The organism is Streptomyces sp. NPDC107550 (assembly GCF_055639095.1).
This window is the reverse complement of sequence record NZ_JBVKBC010000001.1, coordinates 234,648-251,599: the sequence shown is the minus strand read 5'-3', so window position 1 is coordinate 251,599 and position 16,952 is coordinate 234,648. Positions and strand designations below refer to the sequence as shown.

General features: G+C 75.2%; 16 protein-coding genes. 4 read left to right on the top strand and 12 right to left on the bottom strand.

The features are described 5' to 3' along the window. Positions 1 to 123: 123 nt before the first annotated feature. The 3 genes from ACZ7LY_RS01135 to ACZ7LY_RS01125 all read right to left on the bottom strand — a co-directional run bounded on the left by ACZ7LY_RS01135 (position 124) and on the right by ACZ7LY_RS01125 (position 3,277). Positions 124 to 1,419 (bottom strand): HRDC domain-containing protein, encoded by a 1,296-nt coding sequence (locus ACZ7LY_RS01135; protein WP_471622361.1) that lies wholly within the window; start codon positions 1,417 to 1,419, stop codon positions 124 to 126. 160 nt (positions 1,420 to 1,579) lie between these two features. Beyond that, complete coding sequence (locus ACZ7LY_RS01130; protein WP_164301513.1) at positions 1,580 to 2,242, bottom strand: response regulator transcription factor; 663 nt, start codon at positions 2,240 to 2,242, stop codon at positions 1,580 to 1,582. Between the two features lie 258 nt (positions 2,243 to 2,500). Continuing rightward, positions 2,501 to 3,277 (bottom strand): DUF3000 domain-containing protein, encoded by a 777-nt coding sequence (locus ACZ7LY_RS01125; RefSeq protein ID WP_471622360.1) that lies wholly within the window; start codon positions 3,275 to 3,277, stop codon positions 2,501 to 2,503. Positions 3,278 to 3,374: 97 nt separating this feature from the next. Here ACZ7LY_RS01125 and hemE point away from each other — a divergent pair, with 97 nt between their 5' ends. After that, complete coding sequence (gene hemE / locus ACZ7LY_RS01120) at positions 3,375 to 4,454, top strand: uroporphyrinogen decarboxylase (protein ID WP_471622359.1); 1,080 nt, start codon at positions 3,375 to 3,377, stop codon at positions 4,452 to 4,454. A 113-nt stretch (positions 4,455 to 4,567) separates the two neighbouring features. On the opposite strand, the gene ACZ7LY_RS01115 is transcribed toward hemE, so the two are convergent. Then, positions 4,568 to 5,965, bottom strand: coding sequence for an FAD-dependent oxidoreductase (locus ACZ7LY_RS01115; protein ID WP_471622358.1), 1,398 nt, complete (start codon positions 5,963 to 5,965; stop codon positions 4,568 to 4,570). Positions 5,966 to 6,011: 46 nt separating this feature from the next. After that, on the bottom strand, positions 6,012 to 7,094 hold the full coding sequence (locus ACZ7LY_RS01110; RefSeq protein ID WP_471622357.1) for a DUF4349 domain-containing protein: 1,083 nt from the start codon (positions 7,092 to 7,094) through the stop codon (positions 6,012 to 6,014). 141 nt (positions 7,095 to 7,235) lie between these two features. On the opposite strand from ACZ7LY_RS01110, the gene hemG reads away from it, so the two are divergent. Next, positions 7,236 to 8,759, top strand: a complete 1,524-nt coding sequence (hemG, locus tag ACZ7LY_RS01105) for a protoporphyrinogen oxidase (protein ID WP_471622356.1) — start codon at positions 7,236 to 7,238, stop codon at positions 8,757 to 8,759. Between the two features lie 4 nt (positions 8,760 to 8,763). Continuing rightward, positions 8,764 to 9,495 (top strand): hydrogen peroxide-dependent heme synthase, encoded by a 732-nt coding sequence (gene hemQ / locus ACZ7LY_RS01100; protein ID WP_471622355.1) that lies wholly within the window; start codon positions 8,764 to 8,766, stop codon positions 9,493 to 9,495. Between the two features lie 38 nt (positions 9,496 to 9,533). Here the strand turns inward: hemQ and ACZ7LY_RS01095 are convergent, their stop codons facing one another. The 7 genes from ACZ7LY_RS01095 to ACZ7LY_RS01065 all read right to left on the bottom strand — a co-directional run bounded on the left by ACZ7LY_RS01095 (position 9,534) and on the right by ACZ7LY_RS01065 (position 16,181). Next, positions 9,534 to 11,198, bottom strand: coding sequence for an alpha/beta hydrolase (locus ACZ7LY_RS01095; protein WP_471622354.1), 1,665 nt, complete (start codon positions 11,196 to 11,198; stop codon positions 9,534 to 9,536). A 156-nt stretch (positions 11,199 to 11,354) separates the two neighbouring features. Then, positions 11,355 to 12,116 (bottom strand): TIGR04222 domain-containing membrane protein, encoded by a 762-nt coding sequence (locus ACZ7LY_RS01090; protein WP_471622353.1) that lies wholly within the window; start codon positions 12,114 to 12,116, stop codon positions 11,355 to 11,357. 142 nt (positions 12,117 to 12,258) lie between these two features. Next, entirely contained in the window at positions 12,259 to 13,587 is a 1,329-nt protein-coding gene (locus ACZ7LY_RS01085; RefSeq protein ID WP_471622352.1) for an MbnB/TglH/ChrH family RiPP precursor modification enzyme, read from the bottom strand. Between the two features lie 143 nt (positions 13,588 to 13,730). After that, positions 13,731 to 14,495, bottom strand: a complete 765-nt coding sequence (locus tag ACZ7LY_RS01080; protein WP_471622351.1) for a peptidyl-tRNA hydrolase — start codon at positions 14,493 to 14,495, stop codon at positions 13,731 to 13,733. A gap of 55 nt (positions 14,496 to 14,550) precedes the next feature. Beyond that, positions 14,551 to 14,718 carry a hypothetical protein gene (locus ACZ7LY_RS01075; RefSeq protein ID WP_471622350.1) on the bottom strand — a complete coding sequence of 56 codons (168 nt, stop codon included), beginning with the start codon at positions 14,716 to 14,718 and terminating at the stop codon, positions 14,551 to 14,553. Between the two features lie 60 nt (positions 14,719 to 14,778). Next, positions 14,779 to 15,618, bottom strand: coding sequence for a polysaccharide deacetylase family protein (locus tag ACZ7LY_RS01070; RefSeq protein ID WP_471622616.1), 840 nt, complete (start codon positions 15,616 to 15,618; stop codon positions 14,779 to 14,781). A gap of 152 nt (positions 15,619 to 15,770) precedes the next feature. Next, positions 15,771 to 16,181 carry a VOC family protein gene (locus ACZ7LY_RS01065; RefSeq protein ID WP_471622349.1) on the bottom strand — a complete coding sequence of 137 codons (411 nt, stop codon included), beginning with the start codon at positions 16,179 to 16,181 and terminating at the stop codon, positions 15,771 to 15,773. A gap of 216 nt (positions 16,182 to 16,397) precedes the next feature. Here ACZ7LY_RS01065 and ACZ7LY_RS01060 point away from each other — a divergent pair, with 216 nt between their 5' ends. Next, the gene (locus ACZ7LY_RS01060) at positions 16,398 to 16,733 is read left to right on the top strand and encodes a DUF6479 family protein (RefSeq protein WP_471622348.1); all 336 of its coding nucleotides are present in this window, start codon (positions 16,398 to 16,400) and stop codon (positions 16,731 to 16,733) included. Positions 16,734 to 16,952 lie beyond the last annotated feature (219 nt).

Genomic DNA, 16,952 nt, shown 5'->3' with positions numbered 1-16,952 from the left:
CGACCCACCCGCACCCGACGACCAACCCGCACGCCGCCCCAGGCGCCCGCCCCCGAAAACACCGAAGCCCCCGGCCCGTACAACCGACGTACGAGAACCAGGGACCCCGAGCGGAGCGAACCGTCAGCCCCGCGCCCCCAACGCGGCAACCAGCACAGGCGTGACCTGCTCGACCTGCCAGGCCCGCGCCCCGTGCGCGGCGAGCGCGTCCCCGACGGACGCGGCGTCCAGGGCGGCGGGCGGCTCCCAGCACACCCGCCGCACGGTGTCGGGCGTGATCAGATTCTCCTGCGGCATGTTCAACGTCTCCGCGAGCCCCGACACGGCCGCCCGCGCAGCCGCCAGCCGAGCCGCGGCGGCGGGATCCTTGTCGGCCCAGGCCCGCGGCGGAGGCGGCCCGGTCACCGCCTGCCCCGGCTGCGGCAACTCCGCGTCCGGCAGCGCCCGCGCCCGGTCCACGGCGGCCTGCCACTGCTCCAGCTGACGGCGGCCCATCCGGTGCCCGAACCCGGGCAGGGCGGCCAGCGCGTGCACGTTGGGCGGCAGGGCGAGCGCCGCCTCGACGATCGCCGCGTCCCCGAGCACCTTGCCCGGCGACACGTCCCGCCGCTGCGCCACCTTGTCGCGGGCGGTCCACAGCTCCCGTACGACGGCCATCTGCCGGCGCCTGCGCACCTTGTGCATGCCGGAGGTGCGGCGCCAGGGGTCCTTGCGGGGCGGGGCGGGCGGCGCGGAGGCGATGGCGTCGAACTCCTGGTGCGCCCAGTCGAGCTTGCCCTGCCGCTCCAGCTCCTTCTCCAGCGCGTCGCGCAGATCGACGAGCAGCTCCACGTCGAGCGCGGCGTACCGCAGCCACGGCTCGGGCAGCGGGCGGGTGGACCAGTCGACGGCGGAGTGGCCCTTCTCCAGCTGGTAGCCCAGTACGTTCTCCACCATCGCGCCGAGTCCGACGCGCGGGAACCCGGCGAGCCGCCCCGCCAGCTCGGTGTCGAACAGCCGGCTCGGCGTCATGCCTATCTCGCGCAGACACGGCAGGTCCTGCGTCGCGGCGTGCAGATCCCACTCGGCGTCGGCGATGGCGGAGCCGAGGGCGGACAGATCGGGGCAGGCCACGGGGTCGATGAGCGCGGACCCGGCGCCCTCGCGGCGCAACTGCACGAGGTAGGCGCGCTGCCCGTACCGGTAGCCGGAGGCCCGCTCGGCGTCCACGGCGACGGGCCCGGAACCGGCCGCGAACGCCGCGACCACCTCCGCGAGCGCCGCCTCGTCGGCGATCACCGGCGGGATGCCCTCGCGCGGTTCGAGCAACGGGATCGGCGCCCCGTCCACAGAGCCGCCGGCAGAACGGCTGTCGTCCGGGGGAGCGCCCCCGGTGGTGCGCAGTGAACTGTCTGCTGCGGTCTCTTGGGCGTCGGTCACCGGTCAAGGGTATCGGTACGCCCACGAACCTGACCTGCGTGTTCCGGCCATTGGTCAACTGACCTGCGAAAACGCGGGTGCGGGCGCGGGTGGGGCACACGTCGCCGCCCGTCGACGGAAACGTTCCGGCGACGGGCGGGGGTGGGGTGGGGGAGTGGGGTCAGTGGATGATTCCGGTGCGCAGGGCGACCGCCACCATGCCGGCGCGGTCACCCGTGCCGAGCTTGCGGGCGATCCGGGCGAGGTGGCTTTTGACGGTCAGGGCGGACAGGCCCATCGAGACGCCGATGGCCTTGTTGGACTGGCCCTCGGCGACGAGGCGGAGGACCTCCACCTCGCGGCCCGACAGCTCCCGGTAGCCGCCCGGGTGGCTCGGGGCACCCGGGGGGCGGCGGTGCATACGGGCGGCCGCGGCGCCGATGGGGGCGGCGCCGGGGCGGGTGGGCAGGCCCACGTTGGTACGGGTGCCGGTGACGACGTAGCCCTTCACGCCGCCCGCGAGGGCGTTGCGCACGGCGCCGATGTCGTCGGCCGCGGAGAGGGCGAGGCCGTTGGGCCAGCCCGCAGCGCGGGTCTCGGAGAGGAGCGTCAGACCGGAGCCGTCGGGGAGATGGACGTCGGCGACGCAGATGTCACGGGGGTTGCCGATGCGGGGACGAGCCTCCGCGACGGACGAGGCTTCGATGACGTCACGTACACCGAGCGCCCACAGATGGCGGGTGACGGTGGAACGGACGCGCGGGTCGGCCACGACCACCATCGCGGTCGGCTTGTTCGGGCGGTAGGCGACCAGGCTTGAGGGCTGCTCGAGGAGAACGGACACCAGGCCTCCTGGGGTGCGGGACACTTTCAAGGTCTTTGACCTCTTCGGCAGCAAACCCCCGGGCCTTTAGGGAAAGATCACGATTTGGTGAGTGGCAATTCGTGCAATTCGGACACAGTATCGATCATCCGAAGATCGAACCGACTCGATCCGTGATCGTCTGCTCCGGCCAAATGACCGACGGCCGCGCCGGGAGAGATCCCGACGCGGCCGAAAAACGCCCCCCGCGCGCGAGGGCGCGACGTGACTGGAGAGGGCTCAGGAGGGCTGGGGGCCCCGCCGCTGAGGCAGTGTCACCACCGAGCCCTCGCCGCCGGACGCGCCGGATGACCCCGAGGACCCGGTGCCCGGCCGCCCCCCGGAGGGGCCCGCCGGCGCGGGCGGCAGGCCCGCGATCTGGCAGAGCAGTTCGCACCAGGCGGCCAGGTGGGCCGCCGTGTCCGGCACCCCGCCGCGCCCCTCGCGCGGCGTCCACGACGCCCGGATCTCGATCTGCGATGCGGGTGGCCGGTCACCGATCCCGCCGAAGTAGTGCGAACCGGCCCGGGTCACCGTGCCGGACGCCTCCCCGTACGTCAGTCCGCGCGCCTGGAGGGCGCCCGTCAGCCACGACCAGCACACCTCGGGCAGCAGCGGGTCCGCCGCCATCTCCGGCTCCAGTTCCGCGCGGACCAGGGTCACCAGGCGAAACGTTCCGTGCCATGCCTCGTGCCCGGCCGGGTCGTGCAGCAGGACCAGCCGGCCGTCGGCCAGGACCTCGTCGTCGTCCCGGCTGTCGACGACGGAGGCTTCGAGCGCGTAGGAGAACGGCGCCAGCCGCTGGGGCGGGCGCGTCGGGTCGATCTCGATCTCCGGCCGCAGCCGCGCCGCCCGCAGCGCGTCGACCGCCGTCCGGAACGGTAGGGGGGTGGGGTCGGTGGCGTCGTCCACGTGTGCAGCGTTCATGTCCCGAGCGTTCTGCCCCTCCCGCACCGATTCACTCATTCCCTCGGCCCTGTAAGGACCGTCCGTCTGTCGTCCCTGAGCCGCAGCCATGCCGGGAAGGTTAAGGGGAAGGAGGCCCTCAGGCGGGGAGGGACACCGCCGCGACGCGCTTGTCGGCCAGGTTCGCGCGCGTGGGACACTCTTCGGTGTGAGTGCCAACACCCAGGCCAGTGGCCACCAGCCGTCAGCGACGAACGACGCCGTCAAGGACTCCGCCTTCCTCAAGGCGTGCAGGCGCGAGCCCGTGCCGCACACGCCGGTGTGGTTCATGCGCCAGGCCGGGCGCTCGCTGCCGGAGTACCGCCGGGTGCGCGAGGGCATCCCCATGCTGGAGTCGTGCATGCGGCCCGAGCTGGTCGCCGAGATCACCTTGCAGCCGGTGCGCCGGCACGGCGTCGACGCGGCGATCTACTTCAGCGACATCGTCGTCCCGCTCAAGGCCATCGGCGTCGACCTCGACATCAAGCCCGGCGTCGGCCCGGTCGTCGCCCAGCCGTTCCGTACCCGCGCCGACCTCGACCGGCTGCGCGAGCTGACCCCCGAGGACGTCTGGTACGTCACCGAGGCCATGGGCCTGCTCACCGCCGAGCTCGGCGCGACGCCGCTGATCGGCTTCGCGGGCGCGCCCTTCACCCTCGCCAGCTACCTCGTCGAGGGCGGGCCCTCCCGCAACCACGAGAACACCAAGGCCCTCATGTACGGCGACCCGGAACTCTGGGCCGACCTGCTCGACCGCCTCGCCGACATCACCTCCGCGTTCCTGAAGGTGCAGATCGAGGCCGGCGCCGGCGCCGTGCAGCTGTTCGACTCCTGGGTTGGCGCGCTGGCCCCCGCCGACTACCGGCGCTCGGTGATGCCCGCGTCCACGAAGGTCTTCCGGGCCGTCGAGGGGTACGGCGTCCCGCGCATCCACTTCGGTGTCGGCACCGGCGAACTCCTCGGGCTCATGGGCGAGGCCGGCGCGGACGTCGTCGGCGTCGACTGGCGCGTCCCGCTCGACGAGGCCGCCCGCCGCGTCGGCCCCGGCAAGGCGCTCCAGGGCAATCTCGACCCGGCGGTCCTGTTCGCCACGCCCGACGCGGCCCGCGCCAAGGCCCGCGAGGTGCTGGACGCGGCGGCCGGTCTGGAGGGCCACGTCTTCAACCTCGGCCACGGCGTCCCGCCGAACACCGACCCCGACGCGCTGACCCGCCTCGTCGAGTACGTCCACGCCGAGACGGCCCGCTGAGCCGCCTCCCCGCACACGCGTACCGCCCGGCCGGCCACGACCGCCCTCCTTCGAGCGGTCGGGGCCGGCCGTCGGTCTGTCGGAAGCCCCGCCCGGGAGCCTGATCCGGCGCGCTATCCGCCCCGTACCGCCGCCACCGTCTTGCGGGCCGCCACCAGGATCGGGTCCCAGACCGGGGAGAACGGCGGCGCGTACCCGAGGTCGAGCGCCGTCATCTGTTCGACCGTCATGCCCGCCGTCAGCGCCACCGCCGCCACGTCGACCCGCTTCGCCGCGCCCTCGCGGCCCACGATCTGCACGCCGAGGAGCTTGCCGGTGCGCTCCTCGGCCAGCATCTTCACCGTCATCGGCGCGGCCCCCGGGTAGTAGCCCGCGCGGCTCGTCGACTCCACCGTCGCGGAGACGAACCGCAGGCCCGCCCGGAGCGCGTCCTTCTCCCGCAGTCCCGTACGGGCGATCTCCAGGTCGCAGACCTTGCTGACGGCCGTGCCGACGACGCCGGGGAACGTGGCGTAGCCGCCGCCGACGTTCGCCCCGATGACCTGCCCGTGCTTGTTCGCGTGCGTGCCGAGCGCGATGTGCCGGCGCCGGCCCGAGACGAGGTCGAGGACCTCCACGCAGTCGCCGCCCGCCCAGATCCGCCCGTCCGCGAGCGGCCCCGGCACCCGCATCGCCAGGTCCGTCACCAGGCCGCCCGACTCGCCGAGCGGCAGGCCCGCCGCCCGCGCCAGCTCCGTGTCGGGCTGTACGCCGATGCCGAGCACGACCACGTCCGCCGGGTACTCGGCGTCCTCGGTCGCCACGGCCCGCACCCGCCCGTCGTCCCCGGTGCGGATCCCGGTGACCGCCGCGTCGCCGACCATGGTGATCCCGAGGCCGTTCATCGCGTCGTGCACGAGGCGGCCCATGTCGGGGTCGAGCGTGGACATCGGCTCGGCGCCCCGGTTGACGACGGTCACCTCGTAGCCCCGGTGCAGCAGCGCCTCCGCCATCTCGACGCCGATGTACCCGGCGCCCACGACGACCGCCCGCCGCCCCTTCGTCCCGCGCAGCGTGTCGAGCAGCGCCTGCCCGTCGCCGAGGGTCTGTACCCCGTGCACGCCCGGCGCGTCGATCCCCGGCAGGTCGGGACGGATCGGCTTCGCGCCGGTGGCGATGACGAGCTTGTCGTACGTGACCCACTCCTGCGCGCCGCGCTCCAGGTCGCGGGCCCGGACCCGGCGCCCCTCGGGGTCGATGCCGACGACCTCGGTGCGCATCCGCAGATCGATGGCGCGGGCGCGGTGCTGCTCGGGTGAGCGCGCGATCAGCTCGTCGCGGTCCTCGACCTGCCCGCCGACCCAGTACGGGATGCCGCACGCCGAGTACGAGGTGAAGTCGCCCCGCTCGAACGCCACGATCTCCAGCTCGTCCGGGCCCCGCAGCCGGCGCGCCTGCGACGCGGCGGCCATGCCGGTCGCGTCGCCGCCGATCACCACGAGCCGTTCCCGCGCAGTCTTCTCGTTGCTCATGCGCCCACGCTACGTGCCGCTCAGCGCGCGCTCCCGCCCGTGCCGCTCACCGCGCGGTCCCGTCCGTTTCCGGCCTCCGCGCGGCCTCCTGCACTGTCTCCTGGGCGGCCTGCCGCGCGCCCTCCCGCGCGTCCCGCCCGCCGTGCCCCGCCGGGTGCGTGGGCAGCGGCGCGGGGGAGGGGGAGGGGACGGAGGCGGCGGATGCGGGGCGGCGCCGGGCGAGCACGGGACGTACGAGACGCAGCCAGCCGAGCACCAGCAGCGCGGCGAGCACCGCGAACGGCAGCACCGCGGCCAGCGCCAGCGCGATCCACCGCACGCACGCCACGAACACGCCCCAGCCGCCCGCCAGCGCGTCCCCCACGCCGGGCCCGTCGTCCCCGCCGCCGGCCGCGGCCCGGGGCGGCGCCTCGGTCAGCCGCAGGGAGATCGTCGCCAGGGACGTCCGGTCCTTGAGCGCGGCCTGCTGCGCGAGCAGCGCCTCCAACGCGGACTGCCTGCTGGACAGTTCGCCCTCGAGCTCCACCACGTCGCTCAACTTCGAGGCCCGGTCCATCAGTTCCCGCACCCGCGCCACACTGGCCCGCTGCGACCTGATCCGGCTCTCCACGTCGACGACCTGGTCGGTGACGTCCTTCGCGCTCGCATCCATCGACAACAGCCGCCCCGCGCCCGACAGTTCACGCAGCACCCGGTCGTACGCGTCCTGCGGCACCCGCAGCGTCAGCACGGACCGCTCCCGGCCGTGCCCGTCGCGGTCCGTCGCCTCCTCGCCCACAAAGCCGCCCGCGTCCCCGGCCGCCGCCCGGGCCCGGTCCAGGGCGTCCGGCACGCTCTTGACGCGCACCGACAGCCGCGCCGTACGCACGACATGGGCGGCGGCGACCTTCGGCGGCTGCCCCGGCCGGTCCGCCGCGCCGCCCGAGGCGGTGGCGCCGGGCACCCCGGCGGCGGTGGCCGGCGCGCCGGAAGGGGCCGCGGCGCGCCCGGGCCCGCCCTTGGCGTCGGAGGCGGAGTCGCCGCCGGAACCCGCGGAGCAGCCGGTGAGCGCGAGCGCGCCGACGAGCAGCACACCGGCGAGCGCGCGCGGCAGCGGGCGCGGACGGAGACCGACTTGGGAACGGAGCATGGACGTACCCCCGGGGACGTGGCCGACAGCCTTCGTACCTTCGACGCGCGGCACGCCCGAACCGGTGGTGTCCGGCCGGTCCCGAAGCGGTCACGGTCGGGACACGTCAGGACCGGTCCCGGATTCTGAGAGAGTGGGGACATGCGCCAAGCGGACACACGTACGGGAACTGGTCAGGTCAGGAAGGTCGTCGTCATCGGCGGCGGCATCACGGGACTCGCCGCGGCCCACCGATGGCTCGACGGCGACGAACCGGTCAGGGTGACGCTCCTGGAGGCGTCCGGCCGGCTCGGCGGCAAGCTCCACGCGGGCGACATCGCGGGCGCCCGCGTCGACCTCGGCGCCGAGTCCATGCTGGCCCGCCGCCCCGAGGCGGTCGGCCTCGCCCGTGCGGTCGGCCTCGGCGAGCGCCTCCAGCCGCCCACCACCGCCACCGCCTCCCTGTGGTCCCGCGGCAGCCTCCACCCCATGCCCAAGGGCCACGTCATGGGCGTGCCCGGCACCGCCGACGCGCTCGCGGGACTGCTGTCCGAGGAGGCGCTCGCCCGGATCGCCGAGGACGCCGACCTGCCGCCCACCGAGATCGGCGACGACGTCGCGGTCGGCGCGTACGTCGCCGCCCGCCTCGGCCGCGAGGTCGTCGACCGGCTCGTCGAACCGCTCCTCGGCGGGGTGTACGCCGGTGACGCCTACCGCATCTCGATGCGCAGCGCCGTCCCGCAGCTGTTCGAGGAGGCCCGCCGCCACCCCTCGCTGCTGGAGGCCGTGCGCGCCGTGCAGGACCGCTCCGCCGCCGCCCAGCAGGACGGGCCGGTGTTCACGGGCGTCGAGGGCGGCGTCGGCACCCTGCCTCTCGCCGTCGCCGACGCGGTCCGCGCGAAGGGCGGCGAGATCCTGCTCGGGGAGCGCGCCAGCACCCTCGGCGCCCGCAACACCGCGCGGGCCGCCCACGACCACGCCCGCGACGAGGTGCCCCGCGAGCCGCTGTGGCGCATCGTCACCGAGTCCGGCCGCACCTTCGACGCCGACGACGTGATCATCGCGCTGCCCGCCGCCCAGGCCGCGAGCCTGCTGCGCACCGCCTCCCCGCACGCCTCGCAGGAGCTGCGGGCCGTGGAGTACGCGAGCATGGCCCTGATCACCCTCGCCTTCGACCGCTCCCGCGCCGAACTGCCGCCGGGCAGCGGCTTCCTCGTACCGCCCGTGGACGGCCGCACGATCAAGGCGGCGACGTTCGCCTCGCAGAAGTGGGGCTGGATCGACCGGGAGAACCCCGACCTGCTCGTCGTGCGCACCTCCGTCGGCCGCTACGGCGACGACAAGGACCTCACGCGCGAGGACGCCGACCTCGTCGACATCGCGCGCGCCGACCTCGCCGACGCCGTCGGCCTGAGCGCGTCGCCCGTCGCCGCGCACGTCACCCGCTGGCAGGACGGCCTGCCGCAGTACCCCGTGGGGCACGCGGCCCGCGTCGCGCGCGTGCGCGAGCACATCGCCGCGCTGCCGGGCGTCGCCGTGTGCGGCGCGGCCTACGACGGGGTCGGCATCCCCGCCTGCATCGCCGGTGCCCACGCGGCCGTCGACGCGCTCCGCGGTGACCTGGGCGCGCGTGACGCACTCGACGCCGACCCGGTGCAGAGCATGCACGGCGGAGCGGGAGAATGAAGACATGAGCGACGAGAACACCACCACAGACCCGGCACGCATTCCGAACAAGGGCAAGCTGGCGAAGGACCTCAACGAGGTCATCCGCTACACCCTGTGGTCCGTCTTCAAGCTGAAGGACGTGCTCCCCGACGACCGCGCCGGCTACGCGGACGAGGTCCAGGAGCTGTTCGACCAGCTCGCCGCGAAGGACGTCACCGTCCGCGGCACGTACGACGTGTCGGGCCTGCGCGCCGACGCCGACCTGATGATCTGGTGGCACGCGGAGACCGCCGACCAGCTCCAGGAGGCGTACAACCTCTTCCGCCGCACGAGGCTCGGCCGCGCGCTCACGCCGGTCTGGTCGAACATGGCGCTGCACCGCCCCGCCGAGTTCAACCGCTCGCACATCCCGGCGTTCCTCGCCGACGAGACGCCCCGCGACTACATCTCGGTGTACCCGTTCGTCCGCTCGTACGACTGGTACCTGCTGCCCGACGAGGAGCGGCGCACCATGCTCGCCGACCACGGCAAGATGGCCCGCGGCTTCCCTGACGTGCGCGCCAACACGGTCGCCTCGTTCTCCCTCGGTGACTACGAGTGGATCCTCGCCTTCGAGGCCGACGAGCTGTACCGCATCGTCGACCTCATGCGCCACCTGCGCGGCTCCGAGGCCCGCCGGCACGTGCGCGAGGAGGTCCCGTTCTTCACGGGCCGCCGCCGCTCCGTCAGCGAACTGGTCGCCGGACTCGCGTAACTCCGGGTCCCAGCCGTCCCCGCCCCCGTCGCCTCACGTCAGGCGGCGGGGGCCCCCGGCTGTGCGGGCTGCACACGCTTCTTCGCGGGCTGCGCGCGCTTCTTGTGGTGCGAGCCCGCCCCGAGGGGTGTCGGCTCCGCGTGTGGCGCGCAGTCGGCCGCGCCGGGCTTCGGCAGTTCGCCGCGCAGCAGGTAGGCGTCCATGTGCCGGTTGACGCAGGCGTTCGCGCCGCCGGCCACGCCGTGCGTGCCCGCGCCGCGCTCGGTGACCAGGACCGCACCGGCGAGCCTGCGCCGCAGTTCCAGCGCGCCCGTGTACGGCGTCGCCGCGTCCCGCTCCGCCGCGAGGATCAGCGTCGGCGGCAACTGCCCCGGCAGGGCGCGCACATCGAGCGGGGTGCGGTGCGGCGCGCGCCAGTAGGCGCACGGCAGGTTCATGAACGCGTTGTCCCAGGTCTCGAACGGAGCGGTCCGCGCGAGCCGGGTGTTGTCGCGGTCCCACGTCGTGAAGTCCGTCGGCCAGGGCGCGTCGTTGCACTCGATCGCCGTGTAGACGGCGGAGGCGTTCTCGTTCTCGGCGGCGGCCCGGCGCGGCGGCGCGGCCTGCCCGACGAGCGGCCCGGGGTCGCCGCGCAGATACTCCGACAGGGCGAGCGCCCGCAGCGGCCAGTAGTCGTCGTAGTACCCGGCCTGCAAGAACGCGCCCTGCAACTCGCCCGGCCCGACCTTCCCGCCGGCCGGCCTGCGCGCAAGCCGGGCGCGCGCCTTGTCGTACGAGCGCTGCACCGCGCCCGGTGTCCGGCCGAGGCCGTAGACGGCGTCGTGCTTGGCGACCCACGCGCGGAAGTCGGCCCAGCGGCGCTCGAACGCGGCGGACTGCTCCAGGTTGTCGCGGTACCAGACCTTCGCCGGGTCCGGATCGACCGCCGAGTCGAACACCATGCGCCGCACATGCGCGGGGAACAGCGTCGCGTACACCGCGCCCAGATAGGTGCCGTAGGACGCGCCCATGAACGTGAGCCGGTGTTCGCCGAGCGCGGCCCGCAGCACGTCGAGGTCGCGGGCGTTGTCGAGCGTCGAGTAGTGCGCGAGGTCGGGGTTGCGCTTCGCGCACCCGCGCGCGTACGCCTTCGCCCGCGCGATCCGCTCCCGCTTGTACGCGGCCGAGGGGTGCACCGGCGCCTGTGAGGGGCCCTTGGCGAACGTCTTCGGGTCCCGGCACGACAGCGGCGCCGACCGCCCCACCCCGCGCGGCGCGTACCCCACGAGGTCGTAGGCGGCGCCGATCCGCTTCCACTCGGGCATCATCCCGGCGAGCGGGAAGTACATGCCGTTGCCGCCGGGTCCGCCCGGGTTGAAGACCAGCGCGCCCTGGCGGTGGACGGCGCGCCCGCCGCCGTCCTTGCCGCGCGCCTTGATCCGGCTCACCGTCAGCTTGATCCGGCGGCCCTCGGGGTGCGTGTAGTCCAGCGGCACGGTGACCGTCCCGCAGGTCACGAGGTCGGGCAGGTCCTCGGCGGCCGGGCACGCGGCGAACCGGATGCCGCGGGCGGCGGCCCGCTGGGCGGCGAGCGCGGTGCCGACGCTCTCGGGGACGCCCGGCCCGCCGGGTTCGGCGGCGCGCGCGCCGCCGGCCGGGGCGGCGACGAGCGCCGACAGGACGAGGGACCCCGCGGCGGCGTAGCGGGCGGCGGCTGCTCTCATCGCTCGGACGCATCCCTTTCGTTCGCCGGGCGCCCGTGCGGCGCGCGGCGAGAGGGATCCTTCGGGCGGTGACGGGTCATGTAAAGCACCGGGGCGCGGGTGTCGGGGCACGGACCCCGATCCCCTGACCCCGATGCGCCGTCCGCCGCTCCCGGCTCACCCGGACGGGTCGGCGTGTCCCGGTGCGAGGGCCGCGCGCAACTGCGGGTCGTCGATCGCGCGGACCCCGCGCACCGCGACCGACAGCAGCGTGCCGGTGCCCTCGGGGAGCGCGGCGAGCAGCCGCTGCCCGGCGGGGGAGGCCCACTGCGTGTAGGGGTGGACCTCGATACGGGCGATGGCCAGACAGCTCAGGGTGAGCAGCAGCGGCAGCGCGAACCACAGGGCGACGGGCGTGCCGGGCGCGGCGCCCGGGCCGGGCAGGAACGTGGCGAGCGCGCCGAGCACGACGACGAGGACGCTCGCCGCGCGGACCTGGCGTACCGCGTCCGCGACGGTGACGCGGGCCGCGTCGGGCACGGCGAGCCCGGCCGCCACCAGCCGCTCCGCGAGCGCCACGACCGCCTCGTCCGCCGCGGCCGCGGACCGCAGGGGCGCGGTGCGGGCCTGCCCCAGCGGGCCGATCGCGCCGAGCACCGACTGCTCCATGGCGTCGCGGCCGACCGGGTCGACGACGGTCGCCCAGCCGGTGTGCGCGAGCAGCAGGCGGCGGCCGCGCGCCATCGACACCAGCGTCACGTCCGCGACGCGCGCGGGCCCGCCCGACAGGAACGCCGTCTCGTACAGCGTCAGTTCGCGGGGGCCCGGCCCGTCAGCGCGCTTCTCGCTCTCGGCGGCGCGCACGGCGGCCAGGCAGAGCCGGCCGGCGGACACACCGGCGGCGCCGCAGGCGAGGACGAGGAACAGGACCCAGAACATGGGGAGTTTCTATGTCACGTGTTCGGGTAGGCGCTATGGCCCGTTCACTATGCGGACAGAGTGTTATCGGCCCGTGACGTTCCGCTCAGGACGGCCCCTCCCGTACGGGGGTGCCGGCAGCGGTTCCCGTACGGGAATGCCGTCAGCGGCGGCGCAGGGCGAACCGCGCCGCCCGTACCGCCCGCGCCACCGGCCGTCCCGCGAGCGGCGCCGGGCCGGAGCGCTCCAGCCACCACCGGGTCAGCTCCCGGTGCGCGGCGCCGTCCGCGAGGCGCCGCTCGACGACGAGGTCCTCGGCGAAGTCCAGCGCGTCCTGCCGGTAGCCGCCGGTCATCGGCGCCCGCGCCGCGTACGCGAGGAACGCCGCCCGGTACACCGGCTCGCCGAGCAGTTCCGGCAGTTCCGGCGCCACCTTGGCGACGACGGCGGCGCGCTTGCGGGCCAGCGCCTGCCCCTGCACCGCGAGCCGCGCCCCGTCGAAGCCCTCCGGCACGGGGGTGCCCGCGACGAGCGACGAGAGCAGCGCCGCCTGCGCGAGCCCGAGCCGCTGCCGCACGGCCCCGGCGACCGGCTCCTCCCGGAGCGCGGGCGCGGGCGGGGCCTGCGGGAGACTCGCCGGACGCGTCCGGGCGCGGGCGGCCACCCTGACCGTCTCGCGGATCACGGCGACCTCGCGGCTCAGCTCCCCGGTGTCGGCGGGGAAGTTGTCGTCGCGCTCCAGGAGGACCCCGGGCGGGGTGACGCGGCCCGCGAGGTCCGCGAGGATGTCGAGGACGGGCGGCGGCACCGGGTGGGCGTGGCTGTCGTGCCAGACGCCGTCCTTCTCGTAGCCGCCCGCGACATGGACGTACGCGATGGCCTCGACGGGGAGTTCGCCGAGCGCCTTGGCCGGGTCCTCGCCCCGGTTGACGTGGTTGGTGTGGAGGTTCGCCACGTCGATCAGGAGCCGGACGCCGGTGCGCTCCACCAGCTCGTACAGGAACTGGCCCTCCGTCAACTCCTCGCCCGGCCAGCCGAACAGGGCCGCGATGTTCTCGACGGCGAGCGGCACCGGCAGGGCGTCCTGGGCGATCCGCACGTTCTCGCAGAGCACGTCGAGCGCGTCGCGGGTGCGCGGCACGGGCAGCAGGTGTCCGGCCTCCAGGAGCGGCGACGCGGTGTGTTCGCCGCCCGCCCGCACGAACGCGATGTGCTCGGTGACCAGCGGCGCGCCCAAGGCGGTCGCCCGCTCCGCGAGCGCGGCGAGCCGGTGTCCGGCGGGCCGTTCCGCACCGCCGAGGCCGAGCGACACGCCGTGCGGCACGATCCGCACCCCGCGCTCGCGCAGCCGCAGCAGGGAGTCGGGCAGATGGCCGGGGCACAGGTTCTCGGCGACGGCCTCGACCCATTCGACGCCGTCCATCGCCTCGACCGCGTCCGCGATCTCGGGGCGCCAGCCGATGCCGGTCCCCAGGTGCGGCACCTCGCTCATGTCGTTCCCCCTCCCGCGCCGGTGCGACGGCCCCCCGCCGCGTCACGCGTGCTGGTGTCATGGCCCCGGCGGACGGCACCGAACCCCGCGCAGGGGACGTTCAGAGCAACATTTGAGGTTCCCGCGCCCCCGCCCCCCGTCCGCTACAGCCGCCCGAGGCCCGTCGGCAGGCCGCCCTCGCGCGGCCCCTCCGCGACGACCGTGCACGACCCGGGGGCGATCTCCGTGAACCCCGCGTCCCGCACGACCGGCAGCCCCGCCCGCGTCAGCGGCGCCCACCGCTCGCGGTCCGCCACCCGCACCGCCAGCGGGAACCCCGCCTCGCGCCACTCCTTGCGCTCCGCCTCCGACAGCTCCCACCAGGCGAGCTGCGCGCCGTGCCCGGCCTGCGCCATCGCCTTGCCGGCCGTCATGTCCAGGTCGGGACTGAGCCAGAGCACCGGCGCGGCCGGGTCGGGCGCGGACGGCGGCTCGGGGTCGTCGAGGTCCGTGCCGGAGACCTGGAGCCGGGCCAGGTCCTTCGGCCAGCCGTCCAGCGGAACGGGCGGGAAGACCCGCACCTGCGCCGGGTGCTCGCCGCCGCCGGTGACCGTGATGCCGTCGAGCGCCTCGGCGCGCCGCCACTCGGCACCCCTGGCCCGGCGGACCACCTTGCGGATGCGGGCGTCCTGCCAGTCCCGCATCGCCCGCGCCCAGGCGCCCTCGCCGAGGGAGCGCTCGTCGGAGAGGATCACCAGGACCGCGCGCGCCGCCGCCTCCAGCGCGTCGGTACGGGCGGGCGGCGCGTCCCGCTCGATGCGCACGACGAGCGGCAGCACGAACTGCGGTGCCTCGTCGCGCGCGGTGCGCTCGTCACGGAAGGGGCTCTCGGCGGCCCGGGTCTGCGGGGTGGTGTCGTCGCTGGTCACGCCGTCCAGTCTGCCAGCAGCGCGGGGCGCCCGACCGGCCCGTACGGGAGCGGGATCAGCCGGAGCAGGCGGTGCGCTGCGCCTCGTGCCACTCGCAGACCGGGCAGAGCGTGCTGCCCTTCGTGGCCTCGGGATACTCCGTGGGCTCACGGCACAGCACGCACTCCGCGAACGGGCCTCCGCCCGGCCGGCCGGGCGCGGGGGAGCGGGATTCGTCAGCCATGCGGCCAGCGTACGGGGATGCCGTACGGGGATGCCGGTACGGGGATGCCGTGCGGCGGGGTCAGGACGTGCGACGGGCGGCGATCAGGCTCGACACGCGGACGAAGCGGTAGCCCTCGGCGCGCAGCGCGGGCACGACCGCGCGCACGACGCGTTCCGTCGTCGGGGCCGCGCTGCGCGTGCAGTGCAGTACGACGACCGAGCCGGGCCGCACCCCGTCGAGGACCTGCCGGCTCACCGCGGCCGCGTCCGTGGCGAACGCGTCGCCGCTGACCACGTCCCACTGCACGGCCGTCACCCGCGTCGGCGCCAGCGCGCGCAGCGCCCGCCGGTCGTGGCAGCCGCCGGGGAAGCGGAAGTACGGCACGACATGGCGCACGCCCGCCCGCCGGAACGCGGCGAAGGCCCGTTCGACGTCCGCGCGCATGCCGGAGGGCGGGATCGTGGGCAGGCCGTAGCAGTCGGCGGTGAACGCGTGGTGGCTGTAGGAGTGGTTGGCGACCTCGAACAGCGGGTCGGTGCCGAGGGAGCGGGCCTGCGCCGGGTACTGCTCGGCCCAGCGGCCCGTCATGAACACCGTCGCGGGCACCTTCAGGCGGCGCAGCGCCGCGATGAGCCCGGGGTTGTCGAAGTGCTCGCCGGCGGCCGCCCGCGCGCCCTCGTCGGAGGTCATGTCGGCGTCGAAGGTGAGGGCGACGGTGCGCTGACGCGCGGGGGCCCCGGAGCGGAAGACGGGGGTCAGCCCGTCCGGGCCCGGGGCGAGGGTGGGCGGCGGGCTCGGGGTCGCGGGCGCGGCGGGAGCGCTCGTCGAGGGGTGCGCGGGGGTTCTGGGGTGGCCGGTGCCGGCGCCGCTACGGGTGTCGGTGCCAGGGCCCGCGCAGGCGGCGGCGCCGAGCGCCAGGGCGGCGAGAAGGGCGGCGGCGGTGAGGCGGCTCGTGGAGGGGAGGCGGTACGCGGCGGGGAGGCGCCGGGCGGAGGGTGAGGGTGCGGGTCTGGTCACGGCGCGAAGATAACCGTACAAATACGACTAACCCGGCATCTTGCGTGGTCGGGTCAGGTGAAGTCGGCTGCGACAGGGCCGTTCGGCTGGGCGGGCGGCCACTGGACCAGCTCGATGCGGTAGCCGTCGGGGTCGGTCAGCCAGGCCGTGCGCGGTCCGTCCGGGCCGCCGGGGTGCTGGACCGGCCCCGGGTCGAGACCCGCCGCGGCCAGCCGCTCCAGCGTGAGGGCGAGGTCGTCCACCTGGACCGCCAGATGGTCGAAGCCGCCCACCTCGACCGGGCCCGCGCCCGGCCGGTGCGTCAGTTCGAGGGAGGGGCCGGGCTCGCCGGGGAAGTGGAGCAGGACGAGCCGGTCCGCGCCCTGGAGCGGCACGCGCCCCAGCTCGACGTAGCCCAGGGCCGTGTAGAAGCCGAGGGAGCGGTCCAGGTCGGTGACGCGGCAGGAGACGAAGAGGGTTTTCACGGGGGCTCCCTGGGGGTGGGGCGGGGGTGGGGGTGGGGTGTCGTGAGGGGAGACCTCCCGGGTGGGCGTCACTCATCGCGCCGGGCGGCGGACCGGCCCCGCGCGGGTGCCTCCTGTGCCGCCCGCTCACGCCACCCAGGGTGCGCTGTTCGAGGGGATATGTCCCGATATGTACAGGGGAAGGGTTGATCGCGGAGGGGTGGGTACCCGGGGGACATGCATGCCTCGATCGCATTTATCGGCGGCCTCGTCATCGCGGTGGCCCTGGTCTGGGCCGTCTGGCTCGGAATCAGGCTCAAGCGACGCGAGCCGGACCCCCCTACCCCCGCTGAGCAGCCAAAACTCCCGCCCGACGGTCCCGTGCACGAGGTGCGGGAGATGCGCGAGCCGGACGAGATGCCCCGCACCGACGACGGGCGCGAGCGGCTGACCCCGCACGAGCTCCACGGCCAGGGCACGGCCGGCACCAAGCGCGCCGAGGACCAGCGGCCGCGCCGCTGGGGCCGCAACAGCAGCGGCTCCTTCGGCAGCGGCGGCCCCGGCAGGACCTGACGGCGGCGGCCGGGTCGGATCGGCGGTCCTGGACGGGACCGCCGATCCGGCCCGGCCCGGCCCGGCTCGTCCGCCCGGCGCCCGCCGCCCCTGCGAGCGGCCCGTACGGCAGTGACGTACGGGAGTTGCCGTACAGCAGCGATGTACAGCGGTGACGTACAGGAGTGACGTACAGGCTTGCCGTACGGGTGTCGCGCGGGCTCGTGGGAGCCCCGTGGA

Coding starts and splice junctions, on each gene's coding strand:
- ACZ7LY_RS01125 (WP_471622360.1), bottom strand. CDS start 3,277: ATGGCTGCGGCTCAGGGACGACAGACGGACGGTCCTTACAGGGCCGAG.
- ACZ7LY_RS01115 (WP_471622358.1), bottom strand. CDS start 5,965: ATGAGCAACGAGAAGACTGCGCGGGAACGGCTCGTGGTGATCGGCGGC.
- ACZ7LY_RS01110 (WP_471622357.1), bottom strand. CDS start 7,094: ATGCTCCGTTCCCAAGTCGGTCTCCGTCCGCGCCCGCTGCCGCGCGCG.
- hemG (WP_471622356.1), top strand. CDS start 7,236: ATGCGCCAAGCGGACACACGTACGGGAACTGGTCAGGTCAGGAAGGTC.
- hemQ (WP_471622355.1), top strand. CDS start 8,764: ATGAGCGACGAGAACACCACCACAGACCCGGCACGCATTCCGAACAAG.
- ACZ7LY_RS01095 (WP_471622354.1), bottom strand. CDS start 11,198: ATGAGAGCAGCCGCCGCCCGCTACGCCGCCGCGGGGTCCCTCGTCCTG.
- ACZ7LY_RS01090 (WP_471622353.1), bottom strand. CDS start 12,116: ATGTTCTGGGTCCTGTTCCTCGTCCTCGCCTGCGGCGCCGCCGGTGTG.
- ACZ7LY_RS01085 (WP_471622352.1), bottom strand. CDS start 13,587: ATGAGCGAGGTGCCGCACCTGGGGACCGGCATCGGCTGGCGCCCCGAG.
- ACZ7LY_RS01075 (WP_471622350.1), bottom strand. CDS start 14,718: ATGGCTGACGAATCCCGCTCCCCCGCGCCCGGCCGGCCGGGCGGAGGC.
- ACZ7LY_RS01060 (WP_471622348.1), top strand. CDS start 16,398: ATGCATGCCTCGATCGCATTTATCGGCGGCCTCGTCATCGCGGTGGCC.